Consider the following 15,275-nt stretch of genomic DNA (forward strand, 5'->3'; position numbering starts at 1 on the left):
CGTGGCCAGCGACTGGACGCCGCTGTGGGTCTGTGCGTTCGGCATCATGACGTTCCTGCCGGTGCTGGGCCTGCATCTGCGGGCCCTGATCAGCACGACCGGACGTGACCAGCTCTGGCACGGAGCCCAGGTGCTCATCGCCCTGGGCCTGATCGACATCTTCTGGCCCTACCCACCGATCCCGGTGTCGGCCCTGACCGCCGAGCTGGTGTTCACCGGGGCGGCCTTCGTGGCGGCGGTGACACTGGCCCGAATGATGCGGATCGAACCCACGAACGGTGAGATCCGGCGCTGGCAGATACTTCTCGTCAACCTGCTGGTGATGATCTACCTGTTCACGGTGCCCTCCAGCGACGGTTTCGTGCTGGACGTGCTCGGGGGCTGCTTCATCGTGCAGGCCCTGGTCTGGCTGCCCGGTGTCGCCCCCCGGCTCTTCTCAACGAAAGACCGGGCACTGAGCGGTCTCTCACTCAGTCTCGGGCCGGCGGCGCTCAGCGTGGCCATGGCCTATCTCCTGCTGACCGTGCACCTCGGGCCGGAGACGGCCCAGATCCCGATCGTGCCCGAGGATCCGGGGATGCCGAACATGCATCACATGTGATCAGTCGCCACCTCGCACGTCACGGGCCCGCCGCAGAAGGGTCAGCCCCAGACTCAGCCACGCCATGAGAAACGCGGCGCCACTGAACCAGAGGGTCCAGCGGCTCGCGTCCGCGTTCTCGGCCGCGACCCGCACCGCACCCGCCGTGGCCGCGTTGTCGTGGTGCGAACCAGAAGCGGCGGCGGTCGTCGACGGGGTGCCGAGCACCAGAACGGGCGCCGGGCGATCAAGTTCGGCTGTGTCCCCCGGCGCCTGGGTCTGGGTCCACTCGACGGTCGACCCGTCGTCGTAGATCTGCACGGCCCGGAACGTCAGTTCGGTGGTGTCGGGCAGCCGGCCGGCGATCACGGTGAAAGCGCCGTATTCACCGGGGCGCAGACCCTTCCCGGGCTCGGCGGCCCAGGAGATCTCGGTGACCACCTCGCCCTCCGGCCCTGGATCCGATCTGGTCTCCTCGTGGGTCCAGCCCGGAACCGGCCGAACCGCGATCTCACCGATCGGCGCGTCGGCGGGCAGGGCCACCCGCAGGCCGACCGTGGCGCCGTCTTGCTCCACCGGCACCCGGAACGTGATCTCCTGGTCGGTGCCGCCCGGCACGGCTCCCGGGGCAACGACGGTGACATCGGCCGAGGCCGACGCCGCGGTGGCGACGACGGCCAGAAGTCCGGCACCGGCGGTGAGGCAGACCCTCCGGAGACCTTTGACGATCATGAAACACCCTTCGTCGGGAGGTTTCTCATGCGATGCGCACGGTGACGGCGGCGGTCGGGGAGTCGAACTCGGATGTGCGGACGACCACCGTGAAGACCCAGTCCCCGGCGGCGGGCAGCGTGACGTCGGCGGCGACGTAGCGATTCTCGCCGGCCTCGCGCAGCTCGATCGGGACCGGAGCGAGCTGGGCCGAGGGCAGTGTGGCGGTGACGTGGACGTCTGTCGGCCGGGGGCCCTCGCTGAGAACGGCCTCCAGCCGCACGATGCCGGGCCGGGCGGGATCCACGTCGAGCCGCACGGTTCGCCCCGACCCGAGCGGCGCGACGGTGCCCTGGCCATGGGTGCCCTGACCGTGAACCTGCTGGGCCCGGGCCTCCTGGCTGTGCGGCTGGGCGACGAGCACCGAGGCGAGCCCGATCACCACCACGCCGATGCCGAGTTCCGCCAGCACGCCGCGACGGACGGTTGCCCGGCCGGGCGGCGGGCGGCGAACTCGCCCGCCGATGACACGACGGCCGGAGTTCGCCACCAGCAGGGCGGCGACGACGAGCCCGGCCTTGGCCAGAACCAGCAGTCCGTAGCTGGTTCCGAAGGCTGCCGGAGAAGCGAGTGCGCGTGCCCCGGCGTAGAAACCAGTGATCGCGAGCGTTGCCACGGCGATCAGCGCCACTCGGGAGAAGCGCGGCAGGACCGAGCCCAGCTCGTCCGGAGCGAGGCGGGGCAGCACGACGGCCAGCAGGACGACGAGGCCACCGACCCAGACCGCCATGGCCAGCAGGTGCAGCATGTCGGCGGAGACGGACAACCAGGCCGGGGACGTGACGCGAGGACTCCCGAGAGCCGAGAAGGTCCAGGCCAGTGAGGCTCCCAGCGCCACGAACGTGATCAACCGGGCCCTGGCCACAGCTCTGCCCGCCGGGGCGGCAGTTGCGGTTGCGACTGGGGGCGGGCCCGAGGACGTGACCGCGGAGGTGACCGGGAGCGGGTGAACGGGAGGGTCGACGAACAGGTCGAGCACGAAGGCGAGCACCACCAGGAGGCCCAGCCGGGCGAGCACCACCTGCCCGAACCCGGACGCCAGGACATCGGCCAGCAGGTTGCCCCGGCCCACCGCGAGCAGGTTCGCCCCCGCCACGTACGGCCCCTGCAGCAACAGCTGCCCGACCGCACCGGCCGCACACAGCGCCCACCCCGTCCAGAAGATGTGCCGAGCCCGCGACCGGTCGGCGACCGGCCACAGCATCAACGGAACCCAGAGACCGCCCAGCAGGCCGAAACCCACGAACCCGGCCCAGCGGGCCAGGACAAGGGCAACGCCGACGGCCGGGTCACGCGCATCGACCGAATCGGCCGCACCTGCCGCACCTGATGCACCTGATGCACCTGATGCACCTGATGCACCTGCCTCATCGGCTACATCGGTAGCCGCCCCCGTCGTGGCGGCCTCGGCCCGAGCGTCGGCGGCAGAGGCGGCCTCCCTGAAAACCCCGCCGCCGGGGATCCCCTGGGCAGAGGCGTCTTCGGCCGGGACGGAATCGACGAGGGCATCACCGGCAGGAGCCTTCGCGACGGACACCCGGAACACGGACGGCAGAACCCGGCGGCCGACATCGGGGGCATCGGCCCCCGGCTCTGCCCGCAGATCCATGACGGTGCCGGACGAGACGTGGATGGCCTCACCCGTGGGGATCATCGTCGGCCCGGCCCCGAACCAGCTGGCCGCCAGCATGATCAACAGAGCGGCGATCATCCAGCCACCCTCTCGCGAACGCAGGACGGAACTCACTTCCGCGCTACGTTGCCGTATCAGGGGGAGGGTCAGGCGCTTCACTTCTGGGGAACCGCGACGGGAGACGATTCCGGTCTGAGCAATTTCAAGATCTCCTTGCCGGGTCCGGATAGCCCGAATCATAACAAATCTGGTGATTGCCGGTTTTGGGTCTAATTGTTACTCTTCCGTAGGCCAAGGGGGGCGGAGTCCCACTACCCACAACTAGCGCGGACCCGAAGCCGCTCCCGACAGAAGCGGCCAATCCTTTGGCGGAGGGGGCCTTTTGGGACGACCGGAGAGACCCGTCGAAAGCTCTCGGAAGGAGATCTCGGAGTTTGCCCGGGATCTTCGGACGCTACGTGCGTCGGCCGGGAGTCCTACCTATCGGCAGATGGCGGCTACCGCGCTGTTCTCGTCGTCGGTACTCTCCAGTGCCGCCAGCGGCTATCGTCTGCCGACGCTTCAGGTGACTCTGGCCTTCGTCAGCGCCTGTCACGGAGACACCGCCGAGTGGGAAGAACGGTGGCGGCGTCTGGCTGAGCCGGAGCGGCAGCCGGCTCCACCCGTCATCGCCGCAGACACCGTTCGCACCGTTCCCACCGTTCCCACATCGCCCTGGACCCCGGCCAGCGGTCTGGGCGGACTGCTGCCGGGCTCTTTGCCGGGCGTCGTGCCGGGCGTCGTGCCGGGCGTCGTGCCGGGCGTCGTGCCGGGCGTCGTGCCGGGCGTCGTGCCGGGCTCGCTGCCAGGCGTCGTGCCGGGCTCGCTGTCGGGTTCGCTGTCGGGTTCGCTGTCGGGGTTGGTGCCGGGGTTGGTGCCGGGGTTGGTGCCGGGCTTGTTGCCGCCCGAGCCGGTGCCCGGTCCGGACCTGGCCCTGACCGCCCCGGCCCAGCTGCCGCGTCGCCCACGCGGGGTGGCCGACCTGCACCACGAGGCCCTGCTGGCCGGACGGCAGGCGGCCAGCGAAGCCCTCCCGATGCTGATCAACGGCCCGATCGGGATCGGCAAGACCTCGCTGTCGCTCCGTCTGGCACATGACCTGCGGGACGCCACGCCCGACGGGCAGCTGTACGCCGACTTCGGCGGGCCGAGGGAGCCGGCGGTGACGCCCGAGAGCGTGATGGCCGGATTCCTGGCCACCCTGATCGGCGCCCAGAACGTGCCCGAAGATCCGGGTCACCAGGTGGCGCTGTACCGGTCGCTGCTGGCCCGGCGCCGCATCCTGGTACTGCTTGACAACGTGCGGCAGGAACAGCAGGTCCGTCCCTTCCTCACCGACAGCCCGGGCTGTGTGCTGATCGTGGTCAGCTGCAACCCGTTGCTGGGTCTGAGCGACGTGCGACGGCTCGGGCTCGCACCACTTCACCGCCGCGAGTCGCTCGAACTGCTGGCCGATCTGCTGGGAGAACGAGCTCTGGCCAACCCCCAGGCCTGCGAGCGCCTGGCCGCGGCCTGCGGTGATCTTCCGCTGGCCCTGGACGTGGCCGCTCGCCGTCTGCTGGCCCGGCCGCGCGGGTCGATCGCCGCGATCCCGAGTCAGATCGGTGACGGCGCCCGGCTTCTGAACTGGCTGCGGATCGGCGATGTCAGCGTGCGACAGCGACTGGCCGCCGCGTACGAGAGCCTGGGGGCACCGGCCCGGCAGGCGCTGCACTGCCTGGCGGGTTGTGAGGTGACCGCCGACGACTCGATCGGGCCGGCCCAGTTGCCGCACCTCGACGCCCAGGCCGCCGACGAACTGCTCGAGGAGCTGAGCAGGGCCGGTCTGCTGCGCTGGGGCCACGGTTACCACCTCGATCTGCTGACCCAGAAATTCGTTCAGCAGTACCAGTTCTCGACGACCTCCGGTGCGATGCCGATCCGGATCACCTCGGGGGGCCTCCTCGACGGTCCGACCCTGACCGTCCGGGAGGGGATCGGCGGAACAAACGTCTGCTGACCCGGGTTGCCGGAAGTCCCCACCGAGGTGGGGACTTCCGGTTCCTAGGCCAGGGTCAGCGCCGTACAGCGCACGCCCCCGCCGCCCTTGGCCAGTTCGGTGGTGGCGAGCTCCACCACCCGCAGACCCCGCTCACGCAGGATCCCGGCCAGACGAGGCGCCCCCTGCGCCATGGTCACCGTGCGGCCGTCGCTCACGAGGTTCAGCGCGAACCGGTCCGCCTCCTCGAGCGACACCTCGATCAGGTCCAGCCCGAGGCCCCGTAGCCGGTCGGCGCTGGGGGTGTCCAGCGCCTCCGGGCAGTAGGCCACGGTCTGCGCGTCCACCACACCGATGGCCAGATCGAGGTCGTACCAGCGGGGCCCGGAGGTCTGCAGGGGTACCACCGCGCATCCCAGCTCGGCCTCCAGCACCGGCAGCATCCGCCGGTCGGTGCGCTGCCCGTGGCCGGCCAGCAGCAGGTCACCCACCGCCAGCGCGTCACCCTGCCCGCTGAAGGCGTAGGGCGCCGGGACGATGTCGTAGCCGCTCGCGCGTAACCACTCCTCGGCGTAGGGGATCTCGGCCGCCCGCTCACGCGGGGGCCGGCCGAGCACCGCCCGGCGGCCTCGCACCACGGCCACGTTCGCGGTGAACGTCATGTCCGGGCACTCGGGGGCGGACGGCAGGTGCTCCACCTTGCGGCCCGCCCCGAGGTGCGCCGCCACGATGGCCGCGTGTTCCGTCAGCACGGCCTGCGGGTCGGGCTGGACCTCGCGGTGCATGTACGGGTTGATCTCGTAGTCGACCCGGAAGTGGGCCGTGTCACACATCAGGAGTTCGGTGTTCACCGCTCGCCCTCCCCACCGGCCGGGGCGACCCGCACGCTGTAGAGATCGAGTTCCCGGAACGGGTTGGGCTGCACGTCGCGCAAGCGCGGTGACCAGGCCGAGAGAGTGCTCTGGTACCAGACCGGGACCACCGGCATGTCGTCCAGAATGGCCCGCTCGGCCTGCTGGTAGAAGTCCCAGGCCTGCTCCTGGCTGGGTGCGGTGTCGGCCGCTGTCAGCAGCCGGTCGACGGCGGCGCTGCTGTACCGGCCGACGTTGTCCGTGGCCCCGGTGCGGAACATCGGGCTGAGGAAATTCTCGATCGAGGGGTAGTCGGCGATCCAGCCGGAGCGGAACACCGCGGTCACCTCCTGGGCGTTCAGCTTGCGCCGGAACTCGCCGAGGGTCGGGATCGGCTCGAACCGGCACGGCACGCCCAGGGTCTCCGAGATGGAGGCGCAGACCTCCTCCATCCACGGGCCGTTGGGCGAGTCGACGTTCGAGGTGAGCACGATCTCACCGGTGAACCCACTGTCCCGGAACAGCTCCCGCGCCCGCTCGGGCGAGTACCGGCAAAGCTCGCCCCCCTGGTCGTCCGCGCGTCCGGAGACCGCGGGCGGCACCAGGCCGTCGGCCGGCACCTGGTGACCGGAGAAGATCCGGTCGATCAGCCGGACCCGGTCGATGGACATCGAGATCGCCTGCCGCACACGACGATCCGCGTACCGACTGTCGTAGAGCGGGAAGGAGACCGTCTGGATGCCGAGATAGGTGCGGTCGTGCGTGCGCCCGGGCAGCTCCCGCTGGTACCGGTCACCGTCGAGGGCCCAGAACGGGGTGACGTCCAGATAATCCAGATCCCCGGCCACCACGTCGTGGTAAGCGGTGCCCAGGTCGGCGTAGATCCGGAACTCGACCCCGTCGATCTCCGGCCGGTCGTCCCCGGCGTAGCCCTCGTAACGTTCCAGGCGGATGTACTTCTCGGTCTCCCGGCTGACGAACTGGAAGGCACCGTTGCCGACCGGGTGGGCCTCGAAGGCCTCCCGGTCGTCGAAGAAGACCCGCGGCAGGGGGAAGAACGCCCCGCAGCCGAGCGTGACCGGGAACTCGGCGAACGGCTCGGCCAGGGTGACCACGAAGGTGAGGTCGTCGACCACCCGGAGCCCAGTCAGCTCCGCCTGCGTCGCGTCGGGCGCGCTGACCTCGGCGAAACCGTCGATGTGGGCCAGAAAGGTGGACGCCTGCATGCGGTTCGGACCGAATGCGGTGTAGTTCCAGGCGTCCACGAAGCTGCCGGCGGTCACCGGGGTGCCGTCGTGGAAGGTCCAGCCCGGCTTCAGGGTGATCGTGAAGACGCGGGAGTCCTCGGTCGTGATCGACTGGGCCACGGCGTTTCTCGGGTGTGCGTCCAGGGGGTCGTAGGAGACCAGGCCCCGGAACAGCGCGCCGATCACCTTGACCCCGCCGGACTCCGTGGTGTGCCCGGGGATCAGGGCGTTCTCCGGTTCGGTGCCGTGGTAACTGATGACTGAGCTGGGTGACACGTTTCCTCCGTCGAAGTTCGGATTTCAGCCGGCGATGCTCGGGGAGATGGCGTGGAAGCGGCCGTGCAGGAAGACCAGCGCGGGCGCCCTCGGCCCCTCACCCATGGCCACCACCCGGCCCACGACCAGGGTGTGGTCACCCACGTCGAAGCTGTCCCACAGCTCGCACTCGATCCAGCTGGCGGCGTCGAACACCAGGGCCCCGGTGGCTCTTCCCGGGCTGGCCGCCAGCGCGGCCAGGGTGCCCGCCCGGGTCTGGCGGTCCTTGGCCAGCAGGCCGGCGACCTCCTTGTCCCGGTGGTCGAGGATCGAGACGGCCCACTTCTTGGCGGCCAGCAGGTCGGCCAGGAACACCGAGCCGATCCGCAGGTACAGCGACACCAGCGGCGGGTCCAGCGACGCCGAGGTGAGCGAGTTGACCGTGACCGCATCGTGCCGGCGGCCGTCGGTCTCGTCGCTGAAGGTGGTGGCCACGCACACGCCGGTGGCGAAATTGCGCATGAGCACTCGTAGGTCGGGTTGCATTCCGATCGCCCCTTCCGGCACCGGGTCAGGGCACCTGGTCGCCGGCGAACACCCGGTCGGGGTCCCAGCGGCGTTTGATCTCGGACAGGCGTGCGGCATTCGGGCCGTAGTACGCCGTGCGCCAGTCGTCGAGGTCGGGGTCGGCGAAGTTGAGGTACGACGCGTCCGGGGCGAACTGGCCGGTCTCCTCGTGCAGCTCCTTCAGCCAGTCCAGGTTCGCCCGCACCGCTTCCGGTGACTCGCCCGGCAGCCAGGAGGTGTCGAGCGAGAGCAGGAACTGAACCTCGCGGTGCGGGAAGGCACTGTCCCGCACCGGGACGTCGCCGATCGCGCCGCCCCAGGCGAACAGGGCGGCCCCGGCCCCGTCCGGATTCGTGCCCCCGGGCCACTTCTCGAGAGCACGGACGAGTGTTCGCAGGCCCTCCTCGGACAGCGGCTCCGGTGTCGCCCGGGTGCGCACCGCGAAGGCACCACCCGCGCTCTCGTGCCGGAGGTACTCCACCGCGTCGGCGTACTCCTGGTCGGCGATGTCCACGTGCCGCGGGCGGGCCGCGGTCATCGCCGGGGCCAGCAGCCGGCGCAGCTCGGCGGCCGGGCCGAGGTGCTGACCGATCACCGAGACCACACCGTCCCGGCCGGAGGCGCGGCTGATCCCGATGCGGGCCGAGAACTCCCGCGGCGCGACCCGCATCACCTCCTGCATCACGGCCAGGACGTCGACGGCCCGGTCCCAGTCCCACAGCAGCAGGCACGTCGACATCGGCGGAGCCGGCCGGGCCTGGAAGGTGAAGGACGTGTTGACGCCGAAGTTGCCTCCGCCTCCTCCCCGGCAGGCCCAGAAGAGGTCCTCGTTCTCGTCCTCACTGCAGGTCACGGTGCTGCCGTCGGCCAGCACCAGGTCGGTCGACACCAGGTTGTCGCAGGTCAGGCCGATGGCCCGGGACACCACCGAGACGCCGCCCCCGAGCGTCAGCCCGCCGATCCCGACGTCGTCGGAGTTGCCCAGCGGGAGCAGCAGATCGTGCTCGACCATGGCCGCGTACAGAGCACCCTGGCGAGTGCCCCCACCGACCGTGACCCGGTTCGTCCTCACATCGACCCGGATCTGGTCGAGGCCGCCGAGGTCCAGCACCAGACCGCGGTTGACCGAGCGGCCCGCGTAGCTGTGACCTCCGCCCCGGGCCACGAACGGCACGCCGTGCTCCCGGGCCCAGCCGATGGCGGCGCTCACGTCGTCCGGCCCGGTGACGGAGAGCACCGCCTCGGGCCGGACGTCGCGGAATCGCTCGTTGACCGAGACCGTCCGCTCCTCGAAGCCGTCGTCACCGGGGCGGCGTACCCGCCCCGCGACGAGCCCCTCCAGCGGGTGGGTCATGCCGGGACCTCCTCCAGGTACGAGACGCCGGTGGCGGCGTGTTCCCCGAAGCGTTCCCACTCCTCGCGCAGCAGCAGGCTCCCGTCGGGCCGCCGCTGCGGCACGTTGACGGTCGCACCGGAGATGACCTCACCGGTCTCGAGCACCAGCGTGTAGGCCAGGCGCAGCGTGCCGTCCGGGCCGCAGGTCCCGGTGATCGTGCCCCGGCGCACCGGGCCACCGGTGAACTCGGCCCAGACCAGGTCGCCGGACTGCCGGTACCGGGACACGACGCCGTCACCTCCCCCTGCGACCCGGAAACGTCTTCCCTCGTAGCTGATCTCGCCGATCTCCGCCGTGCTCACTCGTCCACGTCCAGCACCCCGGCCGGCATCTCCAGGAGCGCATTGCGGTCCTTGGGCTCCACGTCCTCGGCGATCACCACCACCGCGGCCGCGGCCTCGGTGAGCCTCTGCTCGACCGCCTCCGGGTCGTCCCCCCGCACGATCACGAAGGAGTGCCGGGCGATGTAGCCGCCCGGCGGCAGCCGCAGAGTGGTCCCGGGCTCGACCATGGGGGACGCCTGCACGAGCCCGGGGGTGTCGGTGGGCACCTCGACCGAGCGCACCAGGCAGTCGCGATCGGGGTAACCGAAACGGATCCCGACCGCGCCCAACCGGTTCCGGGTGAACTCCGGGCGCTCGCCCAGGGAGACGTCGACCAGGACCTCCCCGGAGTCGATACCGGTGGCCAGACGACCCAGGAACGGGATCAGGTCACCGCCGACCCGGCCATTGATCTCGATGATCAGCGGGCCGCGCTCGGTCAGGCGAACCTCGGAATGGGTGATGCCGCTCTCGATCCCGAGCACCTGGTGGGCCCGCGACAGGGTGTTCAGCAGGTCCTGGTCTTCCAGCAGCGGGTCGGCGCTGTCGACGACGTGGCCGGTCTCCTCGAAGTACGGGGGCAGGCCGGTGGTCTTGCGCGCGATGAACAGGGGCAGGTACTCACCCTTGTGCACCGCACCGTCGATGCTGATCTCCGGCCCGGTGGCGTACTCCTCGACCAGGGCGCCGCCTCGGAAGGGCTCGTCACCGATCTGGCTGGCGCCGTCGGCGACCCGGAAGGCCTCGCGCAGTTCCTCCTCGTCGCGGGCCAGGACCACTCCCATGCTGGCGCCCAGCGCCCGGGGCTTCACCACCACCGGGTAGCCGATGCGGGTCGCCTCGGCCACGGCCTCGGCCGGGTCGGCCGTGAACGCGAAACCCGGCTGCAGCAGCCCGGCCGCGGTCAGCCGGGTGCGGGCGCTGAACTTGTCGCGACAGCCCTCGACCCCGGGCAGGCTCAGCCCCGGGACCCCGAACTCGGCGGCCAGATGAGCGGCCGGCTGCACCAGCGGCTCGTCCCAGCACATCACGCCGACGATGCGGTAGCGCTGGGCGAACTCCCGGGCGGTGGAGGCCAGCAGCTCGTGGTCGAACACGTTGATCACGGTGATCTCGGCGAAGTACTCGTGCTGCCAGGTCGGCTGCAGGTTGTTGATCAGGATCAGCTCGTGCCCGGCCTTGCGGGCCCGGGCGGCGGCCGAGCTGAGCAGGTAGTCGCGGTAGAGCTTCAGACCGCTGCCGATGACCAGCAGCGCGGTACGGGGGGTGCTCATGACGCCGTCCTTCCGGTTGAACAGTGGGATCCCCGCCGGGGCGGGCGCAGCGCGGCGACGATCTGGTCGGCGATCGCGGGGGCGGTGCGGAACCCGTCCCCACCGCTGGCGGAACGGGCCCAGACCGCGGGACCGACCCGCGCGAGGTGGGCGCCACCGCTGAGCGCGTCGACCGCGTAGTGACAGTGCTTCACGGCGGTCACCCGGTAGCGGTGCCCGTCCGTGACCATTCCGGAGTCCAGAATCCGCTGACTCCAGTATATTTCGTCGTTCTCCTCGACATGATCGGGACTGGGCACCTCGCGGCAGGCGACATCGGTGCTGACCTTCAGCAACGTGCCGTCGCCGGAGGGCATCAGCCAGGCGCGCCCGTCCGCCCCGATCCGCCCGGCGCTGGGCGCACAGTCCCACCACCGCCGCAGGTCGGGTGGAGGACGGAGGAAGACCACGGTCTGGCGGTAGAGGACGGTGGGTGGATCGACCAGCGCCCCCGACCACGGGCCACCGGCGACGAGCACCAGGTCCCCGCGTTCGACGCTGCCGTCGGCCAGCACGACCGCCGCCTCGTCGGTGTCCACCGCGTCCACCGACGACCACGGCCGCAGCCGCACCTCGGGCCGCCCCGCCAGCCAGCGGGCCGCCGACGAGAGCACGCGGTCGGCCAGGAGCACCCCGGCGTACGGTTCCAGCACGCCACGACTGCCCCGGGGAAATCGAATGTGCGGATAGCGTTGCGGTTCAACCACTTCCACCCCGATCCCGGCCGCCGCCGCGATGATCGGAGCCCGTTCGGCCTCCTGGGCCGGCCAGGCGCTCACCACGCCGACCCGACGGTAGAAGCCCGCCCCCGGAGCCGTGCCGCACAGCAGCGTCTCCAGACGCGTCCATTGCTCGTGCAGTGACGAGGCCTCCCGGCTGCCCCGCGGGTCACGCAGGTCGAGTGCCCTCACCGCCCGGTGCTGGTCGAAGGAACTGGACGCGGGGTGCGGGATCGGCCCGCGGTCCAGCAGCGTCACCTGGTACCCCTCGAGCACGCACCGGACCGCGGTGATCAGCCCGGTGACGCCCGCGCCGACGATCACCACCCGGCGCGAGAGGGACGTCGCCGGGGCCCGGGTCGGAGTCCGCGTGGGCATCTACCCGGCCACCGTTCCGCTCAGCCGCGGCAGCGGTACCGGCGTGATCTCGGCCGGACCCTCGCCCGTGGGGATGCTCAGGTCGGCCAGGGCCCCGGCCGCCAGGTCGATCAGCAGCGGCGCCCCGCAGCGGGCGATCACGTCCACCTGGTGGCAGAAGTCGCCCTCCTGACCGGGAGCCACGTCCCAGTCCTCCAGCCGGCCCAGCTGCTCGCCCAGAGTCTCCGCGATCCGGGTGAGGCTGAAGTACTCCAGCTCGTACCCGGCGGCGAACCGTTTGACGATCCGGGCAGCGGCCTCCCGCGAACGCGCCGAGACCGGCAGCGCGCCCCGGCCGGTGAAGGCGTCCACCTTCTCCGCCACCCGGTTCCACGGCCCGATCAGGCGCGCCGAGGTGACCCGCTCGAGCGCGGCCCGGGTGAAGTCGGTGCGCTGGCTCTCCGGGCTGGTCGCGGCCAGATGGAACCGGGCCACGTCCCGCGGCACCTCCGCCACCAGGTCCCGGCCCCAGATCAGGTGCCGCCGGCTGGTGGAGAACTTGGCGTTCTCCAGCTCGTAGAACTCGTTGGTGACGAACTCCTCGGGCAGCAGGTAGCGGCCCTTGGCGGCCAGGAGCATCCCGACCATCGCGACGGCGAAGGGGTAGATGTTGTCGAAGCCGAGGAAGTAGACCACCCGGGTACCCGCCCCGGTGAGCCAGAGCTCGTCCTCCGTCACGTCGAGCCCCCGGTTCCGGGCCGACAGCTGGGCGCAGTAGATGCTCCACGCCGCCGGCTCGGCGTTCGGGTTCACCACCTGCCCGGCCACCTCGGGGAACGGCGCCGGGATGCCCCAGGAGACCGGATAGGTGACGGGATAGTCGGGCAGTGGCCGGGACAGCATCTCCTGCAGAGCCTGGGCCATGTGCGGGCGCATCGCCCGGCCGTGCTCGGCGAAGTGCGCCCGGATGCCCTCCCGGTAGCGCTCGAGCGGCAGGACGAACACCTGGGCCGGGCGCAGTTCGACCGGATCGTTCTCGTCGAGGGTCGACCGCGGCTCGAGCAGGTCCCCCGGTGCGACCGGGTTGCCGCAGCTCTCGCACAACCCGGCACACCCGTCGGCCAGGCAGACCGGGCAGCCGCCCCGCACGAACCCGTCCACCAGGTACTCCCCGGTGGCCGGGGAGTACGGGAAGAGCAGCGTGCGCAGCTCCAGGGCCCCGCCGGCGTGCAGGTCCTCCAGGAACCGGCGAACCGTCTTGACGAAGGCGTCCTCGTCGCCGGTGAAACCGTCGACAGCGATCCCCGCCGCGGCCAGCGTGCCCTCGATCTGCTCGCCCGAACTCGTCACCAGGTCCTGCGGGGTGGTGCCGAGCCGCCGCGCGGTGGTCACCACGTAGCTCGAGGTGTCCTGGAACCCGCTGGCCAGTAATACTTCCCGGCCGGTGGCGCGAAGCCAGCGGGCGTACACGTCGGCGCCCAGGAACGGCCCCGCCAGGTGACCGAGGTGCAGGTCACCGTTGGCGGTCGGGGCCGGGGAGATGATCAGCGTGCGCCTGCTCATCGTGTCGACTCCTGATGCCGGGCCAGGAACTCACCGGACATGTCGGCGTCCCACCAGATCCCGTAGTACTCGAAGTCGTCACCGCCGCGGTTGACCACCTTGTGGAGGCTGCCCGGCAGCAGGTGCACGATGTCCCCGGCCGCGAAGGGACTCTCCTGGCCGTCGACGACGAGAGTCGCGGAACCCTTCATCGCGATGAAGATCTCGTACTCGTGATGGGCGTGCGCGGTGGACTCGTCACCCGGTCGGAGCACACACCAGGCCCCCTCGAACGGCGCGTTCAGCACCGGCCAGGGCAGCAGCCGCTGGGAGTCCAGCCCGTAGGCCTGAACCAGGTTGTCACGGTCCAGTTTCCGGATCTCGAACACGGCGCTCACACCTCCACGACCGCGTCGGCGGCCCGGCGGTCGAGCAGGTCGTCGGTGATGTCCTGCGACCGGTGGGCCAGCACGCTGATCAGCGAGTCGGCGATACCGTGCGTGGCCTCGTTCACGCCCTGCAGGTAGATCGCGCCCCAGGCCGACTCGCCCAGGTCCACCCGATATCGGCGGCTGACGGTGATGTCCCCCAGTCCCAGGCGCTCGCCGAGCCCGCGCACCAGACCCGGCATCCGGGAGTCGTAACCGGTTCCCAGGAAGACCATGTCGCAGCGCATCGACTCGACCTTGTCGGTCTTGCGGTCACGCAGGTCGAGCACGATGTCGACACCCTCGGTGCGGGCAGCCACCACCTCGGTCAGCGCCCGCACGCTGGAACGCTCCCGGCCCAGGCGCTTCTGCTGGTAGAGCATCATGTACATCTCGTCGAGGAACGGCTCGGCCAGCCCGGCGTAGTTGGTCACGTGCATCTCCTCGAGCACACGCTTGCGGGTGTCCGCCGGCATCTCGTGGAAGTCGTCGACGAACGAGGGGTAGAACAGCTCGTTGACGAACTTGCTGGTCTGGTAGTTCTGCAGCGCGATCGAGCGCACCAGCATGGTCGGCCGGCTGTTCGGGCTGTCCTGGTGCAGGGCCATGAACATCTCGGCCGCGCTCTGCGCCCCACCGACCACGACGGGCCGCAACGGCAGCTCCTCCGCGGACATCTGGGCGATGCGGGTGCTGTACTGCGAGCTGTGGACCAGTCGCTCGGCCGGCAGGTCGCGGAACACCTCGGGCACGTACGCGTCACGGCCGGTGCCGACCACGAGGTCGCGGCAGGTGATGGTGTCCCCGCCGGACAGGGTGACGATCCAGCCGTCGATCACACCGTTGTCGGCGTAGCGCGGCGCGATCGCCTCGGTCCGGGCGTTGTAGCGGATCTGGACGTGCTCCAGGCCGTCCGCGACCCACTGCTGGTAGGCCGACAGCTGCCAGCGGTAGGGGTTGAAGGTGGCCAGGTTGACGAAGGCGTCGAGCTCACCCTGCTGGTGCAGGAAGCTGAGGAAGGAGAACCGGCTGCGCGGGTTGCGCAGGGTCACCAGGTCCTTGAGGAAGGAGACCTGGCTCCGGGCCCAGGGCAGCATCAGGTTCCGCTGCCACTTCACATCCGGGTGCTGCTCGATGATCAGCGTGTTCTCGGCCAGTCGAACCGCGTCGGACTCCTCGAGCGCGACGGCGAGCGCAAGGTTGGCCGGGCCGGCCCCGATCAGCAGCACGTCAACTTCGTGAACAGTCACTTTCCACCTCGTTTGTCGTTCGATCC

General features: G+C 70.6%; 14 protein-coding genes. 2 read left to right on the forward strand and 12 right to left on the reverse strand.

The window, feature by feature from the left end; all coding sequences use genetic code 11:
- The first annotated feature begins 1 nt into the window (after position 1).
- Positions 2–601, forward strand: a complete 600-nt coding sequence (locus J2S57_RS09825; protein ID WP_307240782.1) for a hypothetical protein — start codon at positions 2–4, stop codon at positions 599–601.
- On the opposite strand, the gene J2S57_RS09830 is transcribed toward J2S57_RS09825, so the two are convergent.
- Together J2S57_RS09830 and J2S57_RS09835 are read right to left on the reverse strand one after the other, a co-directional pair.
- Positions 602–1,312 (reverse strand): YcnI family protein, encoded by a 711-nt coding sequence (locus J2S57_RS09830; RefSeq protein ID WP_307240784.1) that lies wholly within the window; start codon positions 1,310–1,312, stop codon positions 602–604.
- Positions 1,313–1,337: 25 nt separating this feature from the next.
- Entirely contained in the window at positions 1,338–3,062 is a 1,725-nt protein-coding gene (locus J2S57_RS09835; protein ID WP_307240786.1) for a CopD family protein, read from the reverse strand.
- Positions 3,063–3,474: 412 nt separating this feature from the next.
- Between J2S57_RS09835 and J2S57_RS09840 the strand changes: the two genes are divergently transcribed.
- Positions 3,475–5,022, forward strand: coding sequence for a hypothetical protein (locus J2S57_RS09840; protein ID WP_307240788.1), 1,548 nt, complete (start codon positions 3,475–3,477; stop codon positions 5,020–5,022).
- A 44-nt stretch (positions 5,023–5,066) separates the two neighbouring features.
- Here J2S57_RS09840 and J2S57_RS09845 read toward each other — a convergent pair whose 3' ends face one another.
- The 10 genes from J2S57_RS09845 to J2S57_RS09890 are packed head-to-tail and all read right to left on the reverse strand — an operon-like array spanning position 5,067 to position 15,249.
- On the reverse strand, positions 5,067–5,852 hold the full coding sequence (locus J2S57_RS09845) for a dimethylarginine dimethylaminohydrolase family protein (protein WP_307240790.1): 786 nt from the start codon (positions 5,850–5,852) through the stop codon (positions 5,067–5,069).
- Positions 5,849–7,375 (reverse strand): peptide ABC transporter substrate-binding protein, encoded by a 1,527-nt coding sequence (locus J2S57_RS09850; RefSeq protein ID WP_307240792.1) that lies wholly within the window; start codon positions 7,373–7,375, stop codon positions 5,849–5,851. Before J2S57_RS09850 ends, J2S57_RS09845 begins: the two co-directional genes overlap by 4 nt.
- Before the next feature lie 24 nt (positions 7,376–7,399).
- Positions 7,400–7,900 (reverse strand): flavin reductase family protein, encoded by a 501-nt coding sequence (locus J2S57_RS09855; protein ID WP_307240794.1) that lies wholly within the window; start codon positions 7,898–7,900, stop codon positions 7,400–7,402.
- A gap of 25 nt (positions 7,901–7,925) precedes the next feature.
- Positions 7,926–9,275, reverse strand: a complete 1,350-nt coding sequence (locus tag J2S57_RS09860; RefSeq protein WP_307240796.1) for an FAD-binding oxidoreductase — start codon at positions 9,273–9,275, stop codon at positions 7,926–7,928.
- Positions 9,272–9,619: an avidin-fold protein gene (locus tag J2S57_RS09865; protein ID WP_307240798.1), complete on the reverse strand. Its 348-nt coding sequence runs from the start codon at positions 9,617–9,619 to the stop codon at positions 9,272–9,274. The genes J2S57_RS09860 and J2S57_RS09865 overlap by 4 nt, the downstream gene beginning before the upstream one ends.
- Positions 9,616–10,914 carry an ATP-grasp domain-containing protein gene (locus tag J2S57_RS09870; protein ID WP_307240800.1) on the reverse strand — a complete coding sequence of 433 codons (1,299 nt, stop codon included), beginning with the start codon at positions 10,912–10,914 and terminating at the stop codon, positions 9,616–9,618. The genes J2S57_RS09865 and J2S57_RS09870 overlap by 4 nt, the downstream gene beginning before the upstream one ends.
- Positions 10,911–12,050: an NAD(P)/FAD-dependent oxidoreductase gene (locus tag J2S57_RS09875; RefSeq protein WP_307240802.1), complete on the reverse strand. Its 1,140-nt coding sequence runs from the start codon at positions 12,048–12,050 to the stop codon at positions 10,911–10,913. Before J2S57_RS09875 ends, J2S57_RS09870 begins: the two co-directional genes overlap by 4 nt.
- Positions 12,051–13,592, reverse strand: coding sequence for a class I tRNA ligase family protein (locus J2S57_RS09880; RefSeq protein ID WP_307240804.1), 1,542 nt, complete (start codon positions 13,590–13,592; stop codon positions 12,051–12,053).
- On the reverse strand, positions 13,589–13,960 hold the full coding sequence (locus tag J2S57_RS09885) for a cupin domain-containing protein (protein ID WP_370882612.1): 372 nt from the start codon (positions 13,958–13,960) through the stop codon (positions 13,589–13,591). The genes J2S57_RS09880 and J2S57_RS09885 overlap by 4 nt, the downstream gene beginning before the upstream one ends.
- 5 nt (positions 13,961–13,965) lie before the next feature.
- Positions 13,966–15,249, reverse strand: a complete 1,284-nt coding sequence (locus J2S57_RS09890) for a SidA/IucD/PvdA family monooxygenase (RefSeq protein ID WP_307240808.1) — start codon at positions 15,247–15,249, stop codon at positions 13,966–13,968.
- Positions 15,250–15,275: the final 26 nt, after the last annotated feature.

Source organism: Kineosporia succinea (assembly GCF_030811555.1).
GTDB classification, from domain to species: Bacteria; Actinomycetota; Actinomycetes; order Actinomycetales; family Kineosporiaceae; genus Kineosporia; species Kineosporia succinea.